General features: G+C 64.0%; 16 protein-coding genes. 5 read left to right on the forward strand and 11 right to left on the reverse strand.

Going from position 1 to position 17,410, the window contains the following annotated elements:
- Window position 1: 1 nt before the first annotated feature.
- Window positions 2-889 (reverse strand): DMT family transporter, encoded by an 888-nt coding sequence (locus tag EJ069_RS05850; RefSeq protein WP_126060499.1) that lies wholly within the window; start codon window positions 887-889, stop codon window positions 2-4.
- Window positions 890-1,104: 215 nt separating this feature from the next.
- On the opposite strand from EJ069_RS05850, the gene EJ069_RS05855 reads away from it, so the two are divergent.
- Window positions 1,105-1,608 (forward strand): hypothetical protein, encoded by a 504-nt coding sequence (locus EJ069_RS05855; RefSeq protein WP_126060500.1) that lies wholly within the window; start codon window positions 1,105-1,107, stop codon window positions 1,606-1,608.
- 90 nt (window positions 1,609-1,698) lie between these two features.
- Here EJ069_RS05855 and EJ069_RS05860 read toward each other — a convergent pair whose 3' ends face one another.
- The gene (locus tag EJ069_RS05860) at window positions 1,699-3,027 is read right to left on the reverse strand and encodes a DNA polymerase IV (RefSeq protein ID WP_126060501.1); all 1,329 of its coding nucleotides are present in this window, start codon (window positions 3,025-3,027) and stop codon (window positions 1,699-1,701) included.
- A 65-nt stretch (window positions 3,028-3,092) separates the two neighbouring features.
- Here EJ069_RS05860 and EJ069_RS05865 point away from each other — a divergent pair, with 65 nt between their 5' ends.
- Both EJ069_RS05865 and EJ069_RS05870 read left to right on the forward strand, forming a co-directional pair.
- Complete coding sequence (locus tag EJ069_RS05865; protein ID WP_126060502.1) at window positions 3,093-3,668, forward strand: GNAT family N-acetyltransferase; 576 nt, start codon at window positions 3,093-3,095, stop codon at window positions 3,666-3,668.
- A gap of 101 nt (window positions 3,669-3,769) precedes the next feature.
- A complete protein-coding gene (locus tag EJ069_RS05870) occupies window positions 3,770-5,350 on the forward strand; it encodes a hypothetical protein (protein WP_126060503.1) in 1,581 nt (526 codons plus the stop codon).
- A gap of 112 nt (window positions 5,351-5,462) precedes the next feature.
- On the opposite strand, the gene EJ069_RS05875 is transcribed toward EJ069_RS05870, so the two are convergent.
- Complete coding sequence (locus tag EJ069_RS05875) at window positions 5,463-6,116, reverse strand: hypothetical protein (protein WP_126060504.1); 654 nt, start codon at window positions 6,114-6,116, stop codon at window positions 5,463-5,465.
- The gene (locus tag EJ069_RS05880) at window positions 6,113-6,412 is read right to left on the reverse strand and encodes a DUF3572 domain-containing protein (RefSeq protein ID WP_112127631.1); all 300 of its coding nucleotides are present in this window, start codon (window positions 6,410-6,412) and stop codon (window positions 6,113-6,115) included. Before EJ069_RS05880 ends, EJ069_RS05875 begins: the two co-directional genes overlap by 4 nt.
- A 236-nt stretch (window positions 6,413-6,648) precedes the next feature.
- Here EJ069_RS05880 and EJ069_RS05885 point away from each other — a divergent pair, with 236 nt between their 5' ends.
- Window positions 6,649-7,020 carry a response regulator gene (locus EJ069_RS05885; protein WP_027166515.1) on the forward strand — a complete coding sequence of 124 codons (372 nt, stop codon included), beginning with the start codon at window positions 6,649-6,651 and terminating at the stop codon, window positions 7,018-7,020.
- Between the two features lie 33 nt (window positions 7,021-7,053).
- Entirely contained in the window at window positions 7,054-8,427 is a 1,374-nt protein-coding gene (locus EJ069_RS05890) for a PleD family two-component system response regulator (RefSeq protein WP_126060505.1), read from the forward strand.
- Between the two features lie 602 nt (window positions 8,428-9,029).
- On the opposite strand, the gene rpmG is transcribed toward EJ069_RS05890, so the two are convergent.
- The 7 genes from rpmG to topA all read right to left on the reverse strand — a co-directional run bounded on the left by rpmG (window position 9,030) and on the right by topA (window position 17,359).
- Window positions 9,030-9,197: a 50S ribosomal protein L33 gene (gene rpmG / locus EJ069_RS05900; RefSeq protein ID WP_006201775.1), complete on the reverse strand. Its 168-nt coding sequence runs from the start codon at window positions 9,195-9,197 to the stop codon at window positions 9,030-9,032.
- 156 nt (window positions 9,198-9,353) lie between these two features.
- Window positions 9,354-9,812: a hypothetical protein gene (locus EJ069_RS05905; protein WP_126060506.1), complete on the reverse strand. Its 459-nt coding sequence runs from the start codon at window positions 9,810-9,812 to the stop codon at window positions 9,354-9,356.
- Between the two features lie 195 nt (window positions 9,813-10,007).
- A complete protein-coding gene (locus tag EJ069_RS05910) occupies window positions 10,008-11,183 on the reverse strand; it encodes an MFS transporter (protein ID WP_126060507.1) in 1,176 nt (391 codons plus the stop codon).
- A gap of 20 nt (window positions 11,184-11,203) precedes the next feature.
- Window positions 11,204-11,944: an NUDIX hydrolase gene (locus EJ069_RS05915; protein WP_126060508.1), complete on the reverse strand. Its 741-nt coding sequence runs from the start codon at window positions 11,942-11,944 to the stop codon at window positions 11,204-11,206.
- A gap of 88 nt (window positions 11,945-12,032) precedes the next feature.
- On the reverse strand, window positions 12,033-12,479 hold the full coding sequence (locus EJ069_RS05920; protein WP_126060509.1) for a DUF983 domain-containing protein: 447 nt from the start codon (window positions 12,477-12,479) through the stop codon (window positions 12,033-12,035).
- Complete coding sequence (rnr, locus tag EJ069_RS05925; RefSeq protein WP_126060510.1) at window positions 12,479-14,785, reverse strand: ribonuclease R; 2,307 nt, start codon at window positions 14,783-14,785, stop codon at window positions 12,479-12,481. Before rnr ends, EJ069_RS05920 begins: the two co-directional genes overlap by 1 nt.
- 6 nt (window positions 14,786-14,791) lie before the next feature.
- Window positions 14,792-17,359, reverse strand: coding sequence for a type I DNA topoisomerase (gene topA / locus EJ069_RS05930; RefSeq protein WP_126060511.1), 2,568 nt, complete (start codon window positions 17,357-17,359; stop codon window positions 14,792-14,794).
- Between the last annotated feature and the right edge of the window lie 51 nt (window positions 17,360-17,410).

The following is a 17,410-nucleotide window of genomic DNA, read 5'->3' on the forward strand; positions in this document are numbered from 1 at the left end:
CTCAGGGCGTTGCCGCCTCAGCCTCCGCCACTTGCGGCGTCTTCTTCTGCAAATTGAGCAGGTTGCCGGCCAGAATCAGCGCCGCGCCGCCGGCGGTGAAGATGTCGATCTGTTCGTGATAGAGTAGCCAGCCGACAAACGCCGACAGCGGTACGCGCAGGAAATCCATCGGCGAGATGAGGGTGGCGTCCGCATAGGCCAGCGCGCGCGCCATGCAGAAGTGGGACGACATGCCTGTGAAAGCAATCACCACGATCCATGGCCAAAGCGCAAGCGGCGGGTTGCGCCACTCGTAGAGCGCGGGCAGCAGGCCGAGCACCGACTGGATGATCAGCATCCAGAAGATAATGCGCACGACGCTGTCTGTCCTCGTCAGCGATTTCACCATGACCACCGAACAACCGAAGCAGACCGCGGCGCCCAGCACGATGAGCTGCCCCGGGTTGACCGAGCTGACGCCTGGACGCGCGATGATGATCACCCCGATCAGGCCGAGCACGATAGCCGTCAGCCTAGGCCTGGAGAGCCGTTCGCCAAGAAAACCGACTGCGAAAACCGCGGTCCAGATCGGTGTGGTGAATTCAATGGAAATCAGCACGGCGAGCGGTATCAGCGTCAGCGCATAGAGCCACGCCGCCTGGCCGGTATAGTGGATGACATTGCGGGCGATATGCGTGAACGGGCGTTTCGTGAGCATCGCCGGGAAGCCGCCGCTTGTTATCACCAGCGGCAGCAGGATGAAGAAACCGATCACCGAGCGCAGCTCCAGCACCTGGAAGACGTTGAGATCGCTGGTCGTGGCGCGGCCAGCGACGGTCATCGCCAGGAAGGAGGCGATTGACAGCGCCATCCAGAATGCGGCTTTGGGGATCGAGGGAGCGGGTGCCATTTGGGCCTCTATCTCGCAAGCCCGGGCCTGGCCTGCAACCGTTAGCGGCGTCATTCCACTGGGCCAGGGATTCGTGTCAAAAAACAGTCATCGCCGCGGCGGAACCTGACGCCTGGGCATCCGTTAAGCCCACGCCTTCCGTCGGCAGGCGCCGGCCGAACCGTTTCGTACTTTTCCTGGAATTCTACTAGTGATCGCGAGAGGGGAACACCTTGATGAAATCGACCGCTGCTTGGCTGGCCGCCGCCTGTCTTTTCTGCGCGACCGGCGCGCATGCCGACGAGGCGGCCTTCCTGCGTTCGCTGCAGGGTGAGTTTTCCGGCAAGGGAACGGTCAGGATCAGGACGAACACGCCGGTGATGAACATTAACTGCACCTTCACCTCGGACGCGACGGCGGACTCGCTGTCGCTTGATGGCACCTGCCGCGCACTGCTGATCATGTCGCGCGAAATCCGCGCCGACCTGAAGGTCAGCGGAGCGAGCTACACTGGCACCTATATCGGCTCGCGCAGCGGACCCGCCGGGCTCAACGGAAGCCGCAAGGGCGATGCGATCGACCTCGACATCCATTGGGCGAAAGTCGTCAATGGCGACCGCGACGCGGAGCTGACGGTCGAGAAGACCGGGCCGGACAATATGCGCATGACGGTGACCGACATGGATCCCGCCACCGGCAAGATGGTGGTGACCAGCCGGATCGACCTGAAGCGCAACTGACATTTGCTTTGACGCAATCTCGGACGGATGGCTACGGCGAAGTCGCCGAGCCTAACCGCTCACACTTTTCCCGGAATTGCTCTTTAAACCTCAATCCTCCAACGGCTCGGGCGGGTTGGCGGCACGGCCCTTGCCGAATGTATAGCCAGTTTCGACGGCCTTCCTGCCGAACTTGTCGCGCAACGTGTCCATCGCGCCTTCGGCCAGCGCGCGCTTGCGCGATTGCAGGTCGACCAGGTCGGGCGGGTCGGCCTTGTCGTCATTGGAAAGATCGCTGACGCCGATGCCGAGCAGGCGGAACTTCGTGCCGTCGGCTTCGCGTCGCAACAGGTCGAGGCCGGTCTGGAAGATGCGGTCGGCAAGGCGCGTCGGATCGCCGAGCTGGCGGTTGCGGGTGCGGGTCTTGAAATCCTGTGTCTTCAGCTTCAGCACCACGGTGCGCCCCGCAATGCCGGATTTCTTCAGCCGCGCCGAGACCTTTTCCGACAGGCCGCGCAGCACCGGCACCAGTTCCGACAGGGCGCCGATGTCATTGTCGAAAGTGGTTTCGGCCGACACGCTCTTGGCGTCGCCGCCGGGGTCGACCAGGCGGTCGTCCTCGCCGCGCGAGAGCCGGTAGAGCCGGTCGCCCATGACGCCATAGCGGCGCATCAGGTCGCCGCGCTCCATGCGCTGCAATTGCGCGATCATGCGGATGCCGTCGCGCTCCAGCGTCGCGGCCAAAGCCTTGCCGACGCCCCAGATCAGCGTCACCGGCTGCGCGGCGAGGAAGCTCGGCGCCTCCGCTTCGCCGATCACCGAAAAGCCGCGCGGCTTGCGGAAATCCGAGGCGATCTTGGCCAGGAACTTGCAGTAGGAAAGGCCCGCCGAGACGGTGATGCCGAGTTCCTTTTCCACCGTTTGCGCGAAGCGCGCCAGCACCAGCGCCGGCGGCATGCCGTGCAGACGCTCGGTGCCGGCGAGGTCGAGAAACGCCTCGTCGATCGATAGCGGCTCGACCTGCGGCGTCAACGCCAGCATCAACGCGCGGACCTGACGGCCGACGCCGACATATTTCTCCATGTTGGGCGGAATCACCACCGCTTCCGGGCAGAGTTCCAGCGCCTTGAACATTGGCATGGCCGAGCGAACGCCCTGGATGCGTGCGATGTAGCAGGCGGTGGAGACGACGCCGCGACGGCCGCCGCCGACGATGACCGGCTTGTCCTTCAGCGCCGGATTGTCGCGCTTTTCGATCGCCGCGTAGAAGGCGTCGCAATCGATATGGGCGATCTTGAGCCGGTAGAGCTCCGTGTGCCGGACAAGGCGCGGACTGCCGCAGCGATCGCAGCGACGCGTCTCCGAGCGCTGGAGCGCCAGGCAGTCACGGCAAAAACCGCGTTCGGGATTGTTGACAGGAGTCGCCATCGCTGCGAACATAAAGAGAACAAACGCAATGGTACGACAGCGCAGGGCTGGCAACAAGCTTGGCCTGGGGAGAACGCATGAGCATGACCATAGCACCGCTGACCCCCGAGCGCTGGGCCGATTTCGAGGACCTCTTCGGCAAGCAGGGCGCCTGTTACGGCTGCTGGTGCACGCATTTCCGGCTGGCGCCGGCGGAGCGCCGCGCCAGCGACAAGGAGCGCAACAAGGATCTCATCAAGGCGCGCATCGAGGCGGGTCCGCCGCCGGGGCTCCTGGCGTTCGAAGACGGCAAGGCCGTCGGCTGGATGCAGGTCGGCCCGCGCGCCGACGTGCCCGAGTGGAACAATCAGGGCAGGGGCTCGGCCCCGATCGATCCGGCCGATGCCGGCGATCCGGCCGTCTGGGCGATCTCCTGCTTCTTCATCCGCGTCAAAGCGAGGGGCCGCGGCGTCTCGCATAGGCTCGTTGCGGGCGGCATCGCCTTTGCGCGCGAGAATGGGGCGAGGCTGCTGGAAGCCTGCCCGATCGACCTGTCGCGCGATTCGCGCTCGATCGGGCTTTTCGTCGGCTCGTCGCGGGTGTTCGAGAAGGCCGGCTTCGAAAGGCTCGTGGAGCGCAAGCCCGGCCGGCCGCTGATGCGGCTGGTGCTTTAGCCGGATGCGCTTTTGGCCTACAGTCGGCGTCTTGCGGCTGTAACGCTTCTTGCCTACCAGAAGCACCATTGTTTCGTCTTCCGACAGCACGGAGAACCGACGTGAAGCGTATTTTGCCACTTGCCTTTGCCCTCGCGCTCAGCGCGCCCGCTTTTGCCCAGACCGTGGACAGCCAGGGCGCAAAGCAGCTTTCCGACGATCTGGCGCGCTATTTCGGCAAGCAGGCGTTCGACAAGGGCGTGCTCAAGGTTTCGGTGGAGGACGACGCCTACAAGATCGCGCTCGACATCAAAGCACTCGTCAATGCGGTGCCGGAACAGAAGCTCCTGAAGTTCGACATGGCCCCGTACGCGCTGATGGTGAAGCCGCGCAGCGACGGGTCGTGGGACGTCTCCTCGGATTTCTCGCAGGGCGCGTCATTCGAGTTCGATGGGCCGGAAGGCCGCCAGAGCATGGAATTCACGATCAAGGAAGGCAAGCTGACCAGCGTCTACGATCCGGCCCTTGCGGCCTTCACCAATGCAACCAGCTCCTTGGCCGGGATGACCATGACCTCCCGGGACACCAAGCAGCAGGCCGAGGCCTCGACGGGCGCCGGCACCGCCACCGTTGTCGCGACCAAATCCGCCAGTGGCGGCGTAGACTTCACGGCGACTCAAAAGGTCTCGGACTTCGTCGAGACCATCAAGGTCAACGATCCCGACAACGGGATGAATTTTCCGCTCACCTTGAAAACGCCGGAACTTTCCGTTGACGCAACCGGCAAGGGCGTGCGGACCAAGCCGCTGCTCGACCTGCTTGCCTTTGCCGTGGCGAATGAGGACGAAGCCAAACTCAAGGCGAACCAGGCAGAGCTCAAATCGCTGATGCTGGCCGCGCTGCCGATCTGGCAAAGGATCGACGGAAATTACGGGTTCAAGGATTTCGAGGTGGAGAGCCCTGTCGGCAAGTTCGGGGCGAAGCAATTCAGCACCGCATTCGGCATGGACGGCGTCTCCCAGAACGGCAAGGTCGATTACACGATCAAGGCCTCGGGGCTGACGATACCGCATCAGACCCTGCCCGAATGGACCACCCCCTTGCTGCCAACCGACATCGACCTCAACTTCGGCGGCGCCAATATCGATCTCGATACGATGGCGAAGAAGGCGATCGAAGCCTTTGATCTCAACAAGGAACCACCGCTCTCGGATGAATTCGGCAAAGCTCTGGTCGCCGATTTCAAGGCCAAGAATCCCAAAGTGGTCATCGGGCACAGCACGGTGAAGAACGGCGACATCGAGGTCGCGCTGGAAGGCGAGATGACATTTCCAGGCGAGAAACCGGATGCGACCTTGACCGTCGACGTCGCCGGTTATGACAAGATCGTCGATGCCCTGAAAGAAGGCGCCAAGAGCGATGAGCAGATGGCGCAGGCCTTTCCCTTTGCCCTGGCCGTCAAGGGCTTCGGCAAGACGTTGCCGGACGGTCGCCTGGAGTGGGTGATCAAAACCAAGGCCGATGGGTCTGTCGCAGTCAATGGTGCGATGCTGAAGGGCCCGGACGAGGTCCAGGACGACAGCGCTGGACAGGACGACAATTCGAGCGGCGATGACGGCGCGAACGGAACGGACGATTCCACTGGAGGCGACGATTCGGACGGCGCCAACAATGGCGGGGCGGGCGCTAAGCTGCAGCCCTGAAGCATTCGCGCTAGAGCAATTCCAGGAAAAGTGTGAGCGGTTTTCCGTCCGGAATTGCGTAAAAACAAGGAGATAGAGTGGTTCGCCCGTTTCCGTGAAACGGTGAAACGCTCTAAATACGGAGCGCGGCAGCGATCTTGGGCGCGGCTTCGCGCCAGTCCTCGACCGAGATGATGTCTTCCGGCGTCGGCGGCAGGAAGGCGCGCAGCGAGTTGTCGGCCATCAGATGGAAGAGGTGGGCGTCGGCCACGGAATTGCGCGCCGAGACGAGGTTGGAGGGCTGGTCGTCGACGAAGGCGACCGGCCGACCCTTGAAGCCCCGCAGTTTCGCGATGGCCGGCCCCTTGGCCATCTCCGTGGTCAGCAGCGGGTAGTCGAGTCCCAGCGCATCGAGATGGGCGCGGCGCACGGCGCGATGCTTGTGCGGCATCGCGGTCAGCAGGACGATCTCGGCGCTTCGTCCAAGCATCGCCAGGGCATCCGCCGCGCCCTCGGTGATGCTTTGCCAATCCGCCTGGCTGTCGAAGAATTCGCCCAGCAGCGCCGTCACTTCCGGCTGTTCGATCAGCCGGCCGGTCGCCGTTTCGGCGATGTTGCCGGTGAGGCGGAAGGAATTCAGCGTCAGCCCGAAACCGCGTGTTTTGAGGAAATGCGGAAAGGGCCGGACGAATTCGAGCACGACATCGTCGACGTCGAGCACCAGCAGCGGCCGGTCGTCGGCGGCAAGTTCCTCGATCTGCCGCGCCGTCTCGGGATCGTCGCTCATGTCGAGCGCTCGTGATCGTCGTTGCCGAGCGGGAGCGCGCGCAATGCCTTGCCGACGGCGGCTGGCGGCGTGCCGGTCTCCTCGGCGAAGCGCAGCAGCGTCGGCTCATGAGCGAGGATGAATTGCAGAACGCCGGCAAGGAAGCCAGGCTCCGCGGCGGCCTTGCGGATCGAGTTGGCCTCGATGCCGGTGATCGCCAGGAAGCGGGGCAGAAGTTCCGGATCGGCGGCGACGAAGCCCAGCGCCTTGACGGCAATGGTTTCCGCTTCCTCGCGCATTGACGCTGCGTTCGCCATCATTACCTTTGGAATGGTGGATTTTTGAGTCTGCTAACGCAGTAACGGCAAGCGTCGCTTGCGGCAAGCCTCCGCTCTCTCCCACAAAACGCCCGAAGGTGGAATTGGTGCAGCTTTCCAACCTCCGGTTTCCGTTTCGTCAATTATATTGGGCTAGGGTGGAAAGGGTTGGGTGCGGTCCGAGGAGACGCATTACGACGGTCTTCGACTTCGAGGGCGGTCGGGACGGGAAATTGATGGCTAAGAAGGTCATGATCGTCGAGGACAACGAGCTCAACATGAAGCTCTTTCGGGACCTCATCGAAGCCAGCGGTTACGAGACGGTCCGCACGCGCAACGGGTTGGAGGCGTTGGATCTGGCGCGCCAGCACCGGCCGGACCTCATTTTGATGGACATCCAGCTGCCCGAGGTCTCCGGCCTGGAAGTGACCAAATGGCTGAAGGAAGACGACGAATTGCATTCGATCCCCGTCATCGCCGTCACCGCCTTCGCGATGAAAGGCGATGAGGAGCGCATCCGCCAGGGCGGCTGCGAGGCCTATATCTCCAAGCCGATCTCGGTGCCGCGCTTCATCGAGACGATCAAATCCTATCTGGGCGATGCCTGATGCCCGTGACCAGCAGAACCGGAGCCTTTTGAGATGACCGCGCGGATCCTCGTCGTCGACGATATCCCCGCCAATGTGCGGCTGCTGGAGGTTCGGCTGCTTGCCGAGTATTTCGAGGTGCTGACGGCCAATAACGGCCCTGATGCGATCGAGACCTGCGAGAACGGCAAGGTCGACGTCGTGCTGCTCGACGTGATGATGCCGGGCATGGACGGGTTCGAGGTCTGCAAACGCCTGAAGGGTGATCCGGCGACCTCGCATATACCGGTGGTCATGATCACCGCGCTCGACCAGGTCTCGGACCGGGTGCGCGGCCTCGAGGCCGGCGCGGACGATTTCCTGACCAAGCCGGTCAACGACCTGCAGCTGATGACGCGCGTGAAGAGCCTCGTCAGGCTGAAGTCGCTGACCGACGAGCTCAGGCTGCGCGCATCGACCACGCGCAATATCGGGATCGAGGAACTTCTGAGCCGTGATTTCGCGACCGAAGACGTCAAGCCGAAGGTGCTTCTCATCGACGAGCGCAGATCCTCGGTCGAACGCATCCAGAAGATGCTGCGCCACAGCGCCGAGCTCGATGTCGCGACCGATCCGAATGCAGGGTTCTTCCAGGCGGCGGAGACGCCGTATGAATGCGTGCTGATCTCGACCGCCTTCTCCGGCTTCGATGCGCTGAGGCTGTGCTCGCAACTGCGTTCGCTCGACCGCACCCGCTTCCTGCCGATCATGCTGCTCGCCGACGAGGGTGAGGAGGGCCGCATCCTGCGCGGACTGGAGCTCGGCATCAACGACTACCTGATCCGGCCGATCGACCAGCACGAATTGATGGCGCGGCTGCGCACACAGGTGCGGCGCAAGCGCTACAACGACCAATTGCGCGCCAGCGTCGCCCAGACGATCGAGATGGCGGTGATCGACGGGCTGACCGGGCTGCACAACCGGCGCTACCTCGACAGCCACCTGCAGACGCTGTTCGATCGCGCCGCAGCGCGGCGGCGGCCGCTGTCGGTGATGATCACCGATCTCGACCGCTTCAAGTCGATCAACGACACCTATGGCCATGACGGCGGCGACGACGTGCTGCGGGAATTCGCCAGGCGGCTGCGCAAGAATGTGCGCGGCATCGATCTCGCCTGCCGCTTCGGCGGGGAGGAGTTCGTCGTTGTTATGCCCGACACCGACGGCGCGGTCGCCGAGAAGGTGGCCGAGCGCATCCGCGCCGAGATCGCCCAGGCGCCTTTTGCCATCGGGAACGACGGCAAGACGATCGAGGTGACGGTCAGCGTCGGCGTATCCTCGCTTCTGAAGGGAACCGACAGCGTCGCGGCACTGATGAAGCGCGCCGACCTTGCGCTCTATGAAGCCAAAAGCGGCGGCCGCAACCGGGTGGTCGCCAAGGCGGCTTGAAGCGCCTCGCTATCTTCCCGACCCGCTGTTTATGCTTTAGATTTAGATTTCGCGCATGTTCGCGCTTCAGCGGGATGCCTGCAAAAGGCGCCGATTCGCGGCCGTCCCCACAAGGTTAGGAATTTACCTTAACCCAAGCGATTCGCGAGCGGTGGTTAAGAAATGGTTGATTTTTATAGGGTCTTGCGCAAATCTGCGGCGCATAGACAGAAGGCAAAGCCGGCACGAGGGTAGACTAGCCGGCTCGATCCGAAAAATACCCCATGATGCTCAGGTCCGCCGCATCTCCTGGGTCCGTGGGGTCGGCCGGCCGGCGCTGGCACATAGTGGCCTCCTCGTACCGCTGCCAACCGCCGACCGGCCCCCATTTTTTCAAAAGACTAAAGCGCGTCGCGATCTTTCAGGTTCGCTCCATGCGCTTTAGGTTTTTGATTTACGCATGTCTTTATCCCGAAACCGGTTCCCACTTTCGGGAGACATGCTTTGAACCGACCGGGAATCAGCGCTGAACAGCGGGACGGTTCCCTTGCCGCCAGTCCCTCCTGAAAACAAAAACGCCGCCTCAAGGGCGGCGCTTTTGGCTTACACGGCGGGAAACCGGATTACTTGATCTTGGTTTCCTTGAACTCGACGTGCTTCTTGGCGACCGGATCGTACTTGCGGAACGAGAGCTTGTCGGTCTTGGTACGGCTGTTCTTGCTGGTCACGTAGAAGAACCCGGTGTCGGCGGTCGACAGAAGCTTGATCTTGATGTTTGCGGCTTTGGCCATGATGTTCGTCCGTTAATGTTCGTGGAGTTTTGGCCGCTGGAGCACGGGGAAAACACCCGGACGCGGGAAACTTGGCGCGACACATAAAGAACGCGCCCGGAAAGTCAAGCCCGGGCGCTGTCCTTGCCTCATTTCGGCATCGTCGGAGGTCACGCTTCAGGCGTTGTGCTCGACCAGCTGTCCCTTCTTTTTCCAGTCGCCCGTGGTGTTCCACCAGCGGTTGGGATTGGCGCGGTCGTCAAGGCCCTTGGAGCGGCTGGCGAGCAGCGGCTGGATGCGGATGACGGGCTCCTGGTAGGAATGGGCCTGGAATATCGCCTCGACGACACGAGCGGCGAGCGCCTGGTCGTCGGCGATCTCGAACGACACTTCGACGGTCCCGGGGCGCCGGCGCAGTTCGTTCTCAGCGCCGGCAGCGGCGCCCTCGAGCGGCCGGTAGCGCTCGATGCCTTGCGCCGACTGATAGGCGTTGCTGTCATATTTGCCCATGCGCCGCGGCGTGATCGCCACCACCGCCTCCATGATGCGCTCGACATCGGCGGCTGGCGCCTGGAATGTGACGAGCAGAAGCAGTTCCATCCTGAGGGATCTGGTTTCAAAGCCGCTGTCGATCATCGCAATTCTCCTGCCTTGCGTTAGAGGCAGGGTATAGCAGGGGTGCTGCTGACACGGTGATGTCAGGATGTCCGATGCCGGCGGCGTCCGCCTAAAGCGCGTCGCGCTGAAACAGATTCAGGCGACGCGCTTTAGGTCCTTATTTTGATGCATGTCGTTGTCCCAGAACCGCTGAACACTTCTGGGCTACATGCATTAGAGAATCTTGCGCACCAGCCGGACCAGGACCAGAAGCATGTAGGCGGCGAAAAAGATCGCCAGCGACCAACCGAAGCCGGAGGGGCCGAAGGCGTCCATGCCGATGCCGATCGCCTGCGGACCGATCACCATGCCGACGCCATAGCACAGCACGAAGGCGGCGTTGGCGGATGCCAGCTCATGGCCGGAAAGCTGCGAGCCGAGATGGGCAAGGCCGATCGTGTACATGGCCGCGACGACGCCGCCCCAGACAAACAAAAGGGCGGCCATAAGATGCCAGTTCTGCGCGAAGAAGGGCATGAAGACGGTGCCGATCAGGCCGACGGTGGCGCAGCCCAGAAGCAGATGGCGCCGGTCCGAGACACGGTCGCTGATCATGCCGATCGGGATCTGCAGAAGCACGTTGCCGAGCCCGATCATCGTCAGCAGAAGTGCAGCGTCGGCCTCGGAATAGCCGATCCGGCTGCCATAGACGGGGAAGAGCGAGAAACCGCCGGTCTCGACCGCGCCGAAGACAAGCACGGCGAAGGTCGCGGTCGGCACCAGCCAGATGTAGCGCAGGAAATGGCTGGTCTCGCTCTCGGCGACGATTGTCGGGCTCTCGTTGCGGGCCGCCAACACCGGAATGGCGGCAAGCGTCACCAGCGCTATGGTGACGCCGAATGGCAGGAAGCCCGAGCTGCCGAGATGGGCGAACAGCCAGGGGCCGGCGGCAAAGCCGAGCGACAGCACGGTGGCGTAGATGCCAAGCACGAGGCCGCGGCGGTTCGGCGGGGCGGAGGTGCTGATCCAGAATTCCGACAGGATGAACAGCACCGTCAGCGAGATATGCAGGGCGACGCGGAGCGGGAACCACATCCAGAAATCCGGCGCGAAGTGAAAGCCGACGAAGGCGAGCGCGCCGATGGCGATCATCAACAGCATGGTCCAGGCGACGCCGAGCCGCATGGCAAGCGGCGTGGCCAGAGGCGCGCCGGCGATCGAGGCGAGGCCGGCAACGGCCGTGTTGAGGCCGATCATTGAAGCCGAGTGGCCGCGGCTTTCCAGAATGACGCTGAGCAGCGGCATGCCGAGGCCGATGGCGATGCCGACGACGCTGATCGAGGAGATAGCCGCGACCATCGGCAGCCAGTGTACGCGTTCGTCGCCCTGTTGTTGGGTATCGACCGTCATGGGACCAAAATGCTCTGCTTCTAAAGGACTTCGCGGACGAAGCGGTTGCGGACAAGCCGGAAGAACGGCACGGCGCCGCCCGGCCGCAGCAAGGGATCGTCTGCAAGCCGACCTTCCAGTTCTTCCAGTATCATGCGGGTGATGTCCGGGATGTCGGCCTTGCGGGCATCGGCAAGCGGCAGCCAGACGAGTTCCTCCAGCTCGTTGGTCGGGCCGCCGCCGGGCAATTCCACCGCAACGTCGTGGCGCCAGGCGCTGAAGAAACGCGTGTCGAAACGGCGCACGCGATTGGGCGGGGTGATGGCGCGGGCGACGAAGCGTAGCACGTCCAGCGACGGGATGACGCCATGTTCGGCGAAACCCTGCCAGTCGCGCTTCGCGGTCGAGAAGGCGCCCTTGCGGCCGATCAGCAGGCCGGCTTCCTCATAGGTCTCGCGAATCGCCGACAGGGCGATTGCTCGCGCCCGCGCCGCGCTGGCGCGACCGGGGCCGGCGACCAGCTTTTTCTCTTCCTCGCCGCGCAGAGGCGCGCCGACGGCAATGCGGCTGTCCGCGGGATCGGTGCGGCCGCCGGGAAAGACGTATTTTCCGGGCATGAAGGCATGCCTGGCGTGGCGCCTGCCCATCAGCACCAGGACATCCTTGCCCTGGCGATCGAGCAGAATGAGGGTCGCGGCATCACGCGGACGCAACGCGCGGCCGCTGCGCACGGCCAGGCCCTTATCGAGCTTGTCGACATCCGCCTTGGTCATTCCTTCCATGCGCCCGACCTAGCGAAAACTTCCCTGATGTGAAAGTGGCTTGCGCGTCGCGGCTTTTGAACCAGGGCGGACAGCGGTGCGGCCTGGCTTACGAATGGCTCTCGAATTCATCCTTCTCGTCGCCGAAGCCGTGCATATAAAGCGCCCATTGCAGGCCGATGACGGCGCCCTTGACCGGTTGCAAAAGTGCGAGCGCGAGAATGATGGTCAGCGGCACCCAGATCAGCGCGTGCTGTAAGTTTGACAGCGTGGTGGTCGCCTCCACTGCCATGAACGAGCCAACCACGATGTGGCCGACAATAACAATGACCAGATAGGCAGGCAGGTCGTCCGCGCGATGGTGATGGATCTCCTCGCCACAGACGCTGCACGTGTCGACGGTCTTGGTGAAGGCGTAAAACAGCTTGCCTTCGCCGCAACGCGGGCAACGGCCGAGCAGGCCGCGCTTGATCGCCGTCCACAGCGGACGGGCGACACGGCCAGAGCGATGCTCGCCACCGAAAACCTGTTCTTCCACATGCGAATCGCCTGGCATCATCTTCTCCTGCCGCGCGGACCGACGCGCGGTTGCGACGCGCGGGCGCGGCCCTTGGCCTTGTGGAACGACCGCCTCGAGCCGGGCAGGGGCTTCGGGTCGGTCAGCATCTCGAAACGCATCGCGCCGGCCATCGGCGCGACTTCGACCAGCCGAACTTCGACGCGGTCGGCAAGCTGATAGCCTTTGCCGTTGCGTTCGCCGAACAGCGATCGGGCGGTCTCGTCATAGATATAGTAGTCGCCGCCCAGAGTTGACACCGGGATAAAGCCGTCGGCGCCATACTGCGGCAATTGGACAAACAGCCCCGCCTTGGTGACGCCGGAGATGCGCGCGTCGAACGTGTCGTTGACGCGCTCGGCGAGATAGGCGGCGATCAGCCGGTCGACCGTATCGCGCTCGGCGGCCATGGCGCGGCGTTCCGTGGCCGAGATCAGCGCGGCGACCTCTTCCAGCCGATCCGCCTCCTGCTGCGTCAGCCCGCCAGGCCCAAGTCCAAGCGCCGAGATCAGCCCCCGGTGGACGATCAGATCGGCATAGCGGCGGATCGGCGAGGTGAAATGCGCGTAGCGACGGAGGTTGAGGCCGAAATGGCCGATGTTCTTCGGCGAGTACTCGGCCTGGCTCTGCGAGCGCAGCACCACTTCGTTGACCAAGGCCTCGTTGTCGGCGCCGCGCACCCGCTCCAGAATGCCGTTGAACTGGCTGGGCCGCATCTGCGCGCCGCGCGCCAGGGACAGGCTGAGCGTTTGCAGGAACTCACGCAGCGATTCCTGCTTGGCGAGCGACGGCGCGTCGTGGATGCGGTAGACAAGGGGCTCTTTCTTGCCCTCCAGGGTCTCGGCGGCCGCGACATTGGCCTGGATCATGAACTCCTCGATGAGCTTATGCGCGTCGAGACGCTCCGGCACCACGACCCGGTCGACGGTGCCGTCCGGCTTCAGCAGGATCTTGCGTTCCGGCAGGTCGAGCTCCAGCGGCTGGCGGGCGTCGCGGCCGCGCTTCAGCACGGCATAGGCATCCCAGAGCGGCTTCAGGATGCTGTCGAGGAGCGGCCGGGTCTTGTCGTCGGGCACGCCGTCGATCGCGGCTTGCGCCTGCGGGTAGGCGAGCTTGGCCGCCGACTTCATCATCACACGGTGGAAGGAATGGCGCAGCTTGCGGCCTTCCGAGGAGAAGGTGATGCGCACGGCGATGGCCGGCCGGTCCTCGCCTTCGCGCAGCGAGCAGAGGTCGTTGGAGATGCGTTCGGGCAGCATCGGCACGACCCGGTCCGGGAAATAGACCGAATTGCCGCGCTTCAGGGCTTCGCGGTCGAGCGGCTTTCCATAGCGCACATAGGCCGCGACATCGGCGATCGCCACGGTGACGACGACGCCGCCGGGATTCTTCTCGTCCGTGTCGGGCGTGGCGAAGACGGCGTCGTCATGGTCCTTGGCATCGGCCGGATCGATGGTCACCAACGGCAGGTCGCGCCAATCCTCGCGGTGATCGAGCGTCGCCGGTTTCACCGCTTCGGCCTCCGCAATCACGTCCGCCGGAAAGACATGGGGAATGTCGTGGGCATGGATGGCGATCATCGAGACCGCCTTTTCGCTGGTCAGGGACCCCAGCACCGCCAGCACTTTTGCCCTGGGCAGCCCGTAACGGGATGCCCGCGCCGGCTCGACCTCGACGAGATCGCCGTTTTTCGCGCCATTCTGGAATTCCTTGTCGACGATCAGTTCCGGCTGACGGCGTTCGACGGGCTCGATGCGGAACGTGCCGTCCTTCAGCACGCGGAAGACGCCAAGCACCGCGTCGCTGCGCTTCTCGAAGATCTTCATCACCCGGCCGGTATAGGCAGGGCCCGACGGATCGTCGGTCGGGAAGGTTTTGGCAAGCACGCGGTCGCCGATGCCGGGCGCCGGGCCGCTGGCGCCGCGCGATATGCGGATGGCGATGACGGGCGGAGAACCGGCGCCGGTAAATTCGCTCGGATTGGCCAGGAGCACGCCGTCTTCGTCGCGGCCGAAAATATCGAGCACGGCGACATGAGGCACCGCGCCGGCGCGGGTCAGGCGCTTGCGCTCCTTGTTGAGCAGACCCTCATCCTGGAGGTCGCGCAGCATGTCTTTCAGCCAGACGCGATCCTCGCCGCGCAGCGCAAACGCCTTAGCGATCTCGCGCTTGCCGGAGCGGTCGGGATTTTCGGCGATGTAGCGCAGGATCTCGTCGCGCGAGGGCCGATAGTCGTCCTTGACCTTGGCCCTCGTGTCGGCGTGGCGCGGATCGCCGTGGCTTCTTCCGGAGATCCTGCGCGCCACGTCCTGCTACCCCTTCTTCGCCGCCCTGCGGAAGGGCTTCTTGCCGCCTCCGCCCTTGGCTTCCTTTTCGGCGATCAGGGCGAGCGCCTCTTCCATCGTCACCGATTGCGGGTCCTTGCCCTTGGGCAGCGTCGCATTGACCTTGCCGTAATTGACATAGGGCCCGTAGCGACCGTCGCGTACCGTGATCTTGCCGCCGCCGTCGGGATGGTCGCCAAGCTCTTTCAGCGCCGCGGGCGTGGCGCCATTGCGGCCGCCCTTGCCCTTCTGCTGCTTCTCGGCGATCACCGAGACGGCGCGGTTCAGGCCGATCGAGAACACGTCCTCGATGCTCTCCAGATTGGCGTAGGTGCCGTCATGCAGCACGAACGGACCGTAGCGCCCGAGACCGGCCGAGATCATCTTGCCGGTCTCGGGATGTTTTCCCACATCGCGGGGCAGGGCCAGAAGCGCCAGCGCCTTCTCGTGGTCGATCGACTCCGGCGTCCAGCCCTTGGGCAGGCTGGAGCGCTTGGCCTCCTTGCCTTCGCCGCGCTGGATATAGGGACCGAAACGGCCGCTCCTCAGCGTGATTTCCTCGGCCGTGTAAGGATCCTTGCCGAGCAGCTTGACGCCGTCCTCGCCATTGCCGTTCTCGCCATTGGGATTGGCGGCGTCGCCGAGCTGGCGGGTGTAGGAACACTCCGGGTAGTTCGAGCAGCCGACGAAGGCGCCGAACTTGCCGAGCTTCAGCGACAGGTTCCCGGTGCCGCATTTCGGGCAGATGCGCGGGTTGGAGCCGTCTTCGCGCTCCGGGAAAACCAGCGGCGCGAGCTCTTCGTTGAGCGCATCGAGCACGTCGGTGACGCGCAATTCCTTGATGTCGTCGACGGCGCCGGAGAAATCCTTCCAGAAGTCGCGCAGAACGTCCTTCCAGGCGAGCTTGCCGTCGGAAATCTCATCGAGCTTCTCCTCGAGCGATGCGGTGAAGTCATATTCGACGTAACGCTCGAAGAAGCTCTCGAGGAAGGCCGAGAGCAGCCGGCCCTTGGCCTGCGGCACCAGCTTGCGGCGGTCGATGGTGACGTAGTCGCGGTCCTCGAGCGTCTTCAGGATCGCCGTGTAGGTCGATGGCCGGCCGATGCCGAGCTCCTCCAGCTTCTTGATCAGCGACGCCTCGGAATAGCGCGGCGGCGGTTCGGTCGTGTGCTGGGTGGCGTTGATCGCCTGACGGGCAAGCTGCTCGCCGGAGCGGATCTCGGGCAGGCGGCGGCTCTCCTCGTCTTCCGCGTCCTCGTCCTTCTGGTCGGTATAGGCGGCGATGAAGCCGTCGAAGCGGACGACCGAGCCGACCGCGCGCAGCTCGGCGGTGCGGGCGCCGTTGACCGCCTCGATCTCGACCGTGGTGCGCTCGATCTCGGCCGGCTGCATCTGGCTGGCGATGGCGCGCTTCCAGATCAGCTCGTAGAGGCGGGCCTGGTCGGCGTCGAGATATTGCCGAACGGAAGCCGGCGTGCGGCGGAAATCGGTCGGGCGGATCGCCTCGTGGGCTTCTTGGGCGTTCTTGGCCTTGGTGGTGTAGAAACGCGGCTTCTCCGGCAGGTATTTCGCGCCGAATTCGCTGACGATGGCGTTGCGGGCGGCCTCGATCGCTTCGGGCGCCATCTGCACGCCGTCGGTTCGCATATAGGTGATGAGGCCGGCGGTCTCGCCGCCGATATCCATGCCTTCGTAGAGCTTTTGCGCCACCTGCATGGTGCGCGTCGCCGAGAAGCCCAGCCCGGAGGAGGCGGCCTGCTGCAGCGTCGAGGTGGTGAAGGGCGGGCCGGGATTGCGTTTTGTCGGCTTGGCCTCGACCGACAATGCCTTGAAGGTCGCGCCTTCCAGCATCGCCTTGATGTCATCGGCCTGCGCCTTGTTGGCGATGTCGAGTTTTTGCAGCTTCTTGCCGGCAAAGGCAGTGAGCCGCGCCTCGAAGCTATCGTTGCGCGGCGTTTTGAGGATGGCGGCGATCTGCCAGTATTCCTCGCGGATGAAGCGCTCGATCTCGGATTCCCGGTCGCAGACCAGGCGAAGCGCCACCGACTGCACGCGGCCGGCGGAACGGGCGCCCGGCAGCTTGCGCCATAGCACCGGCGACAGCGTGAAGCCGACGAGATAGTCGAGCGCCCTGCGGGCGAGGTAGGCGTCGACCAGCGGCGCGTCGATCTGGCGCGGATTGGCCATCGCATCGAGCACCGAGGCCTTGGTGATGGCGTTGAAGACGACGCGGCTGACCGGCTTGTCCTTCAGCGCGCGTTTCTGCTTCAGGACTTCCAGCACATGCCATGAAATCGCCTCGCCCTCGCGATCCGGGTCAGTGGCGAGGATCAGGCCGTCAGCGTCCTTGACCGCCTTGGCGATGTCGGCGAGGCGCTTGCCGGACGCGGTGTCGACCGACCAGGACATGGCAAAGTCCTCGTCCGGGCGCACCGAGCCGTCCTTGGCCGGCAGATCGCGGACATGGCCGAACGAGGCCAGAACCTTATAGTTCTTGCCCAGATATTTGTTGATTGTCTTCGCCTTGGCCGGCGATTCGACGACGACGACGTCCATGAGGTCTCTTTAATCAGCTGTGAGGTGGCGGAAGAACTCCGCGACGCACGA

It is taken from the genome of Mesorhizobium sp. M2A.F.Ca.ET.043.05.1.1 (assembly GCF_003952445.1).
Taxonomy (GTDB): Bacteria; Pseudomonadota; Alphaproteobacteria; order Rhizobiales; family Rhizobiaceae; genus Mesorhizobium.

Excerpts from the sequence above, each read along its gene's own strand:
- EJ069_RS05850 (WP_126060499.1), bottom strand. The coding sequence starts at position 889 with ATGGCACCCGCTCCCTCGATCCCCAAAGCCGCATTCTGGATGGCGCTG.
- EJ069_RS05855 (WP_126060500.1), top strand. The coding sequence starts at position 1,105 with ATGAAATCGACCGCTGCTTGGCTGGCCGCCGCCTGTCTTTTCTGCGCG.
- EJ069_RS05860 (WP_126060501.1), bottom strand. The coding sequence starts at position 3,027 with ATGTTCGCAGCGATGGCGACTCCTGTCAACAATCCCGAACGCGGTTTT.
- EJ069_RS05865 (WP_126060502.1), top strand. The coding sequence starts at position 3,093 with ATGAGCATGACCATAGCACCGCTGACCCCCGAGCGCTGGGCCGATTTC.
- EJ069_RS05875 (WP_126060504.1), bottom strand. The coding sequence starts at position 6,116 with ATGAGCGACGATCCCGAGACGGCGCGGCAGATCGAGGAACTTGCCGCC.
- EJ069_RS05880 (WP_112127631.1), bottom strand. The coding sequence starts at position 6,412 with ATGGCGAACGCAGCGTCAATGCGCGAGGAAGCGGAAACCATTGCCGTC.
- EJ069_RS05885 (WP_027166515.1), top strand. The coding sequence starts at position 6,649 with ATGGCTAAGAAGGTCATGATCGTCGAGGACAACGAGCTCAACATGAAG.
- EJ069_RS05890 (WP_126060505.1), top strand. The coding sequence starts at position 7,054 with ATGACCGCGCGGATCCTCGTCGTCGACGATATCCCCGCCAATGTGCGG.
- rpmG (WP_006201775.1), bottom strand. The coding sequence starts at position 9,197 with ATGGCCAAAGCCGCAAACATCAAGATCAAGCTTCTGTCGACCGCCGAC.
- EJ069_RS05905 (WP_126060506.1), bottom strand. The coding sequence starts at position 9,812 with ATGATCGACAGCGGCTTTGAAACCAGATCCCTCAGGATGGAACTGCTT.
- EJ069_RS05910 (WP_126060507.1), bottom strand. The coding sequence starts at position 11,183 with ATGACGGTCGATACCCAACAACAGGGCGACGAACGCGTACACTGGCTG.
- EJ069_RS05915 (WP_126060508.1), bottom strand. The coding sequence starts at position 11,944 with ATGGAAGGAATGACCAAGGCGGATGTCGACAAGCTCGATAAGGGCCTG.
- EJ069_RS05920 (WP_126060509.1), bottom strand. The coding sequence starts at position 12,479 with ATGCCAGGCGATTCGCATGTGGAAGAACAGGTTTTCGGTGGCGAGCAT.
- topA (WP_126060511.1), bottom strand. The coding sequence starts at position 17,359 with ATGGACGTCGTCGTCGTCGAATCGCCGGCCAAGGCGAAGACAATCAAC.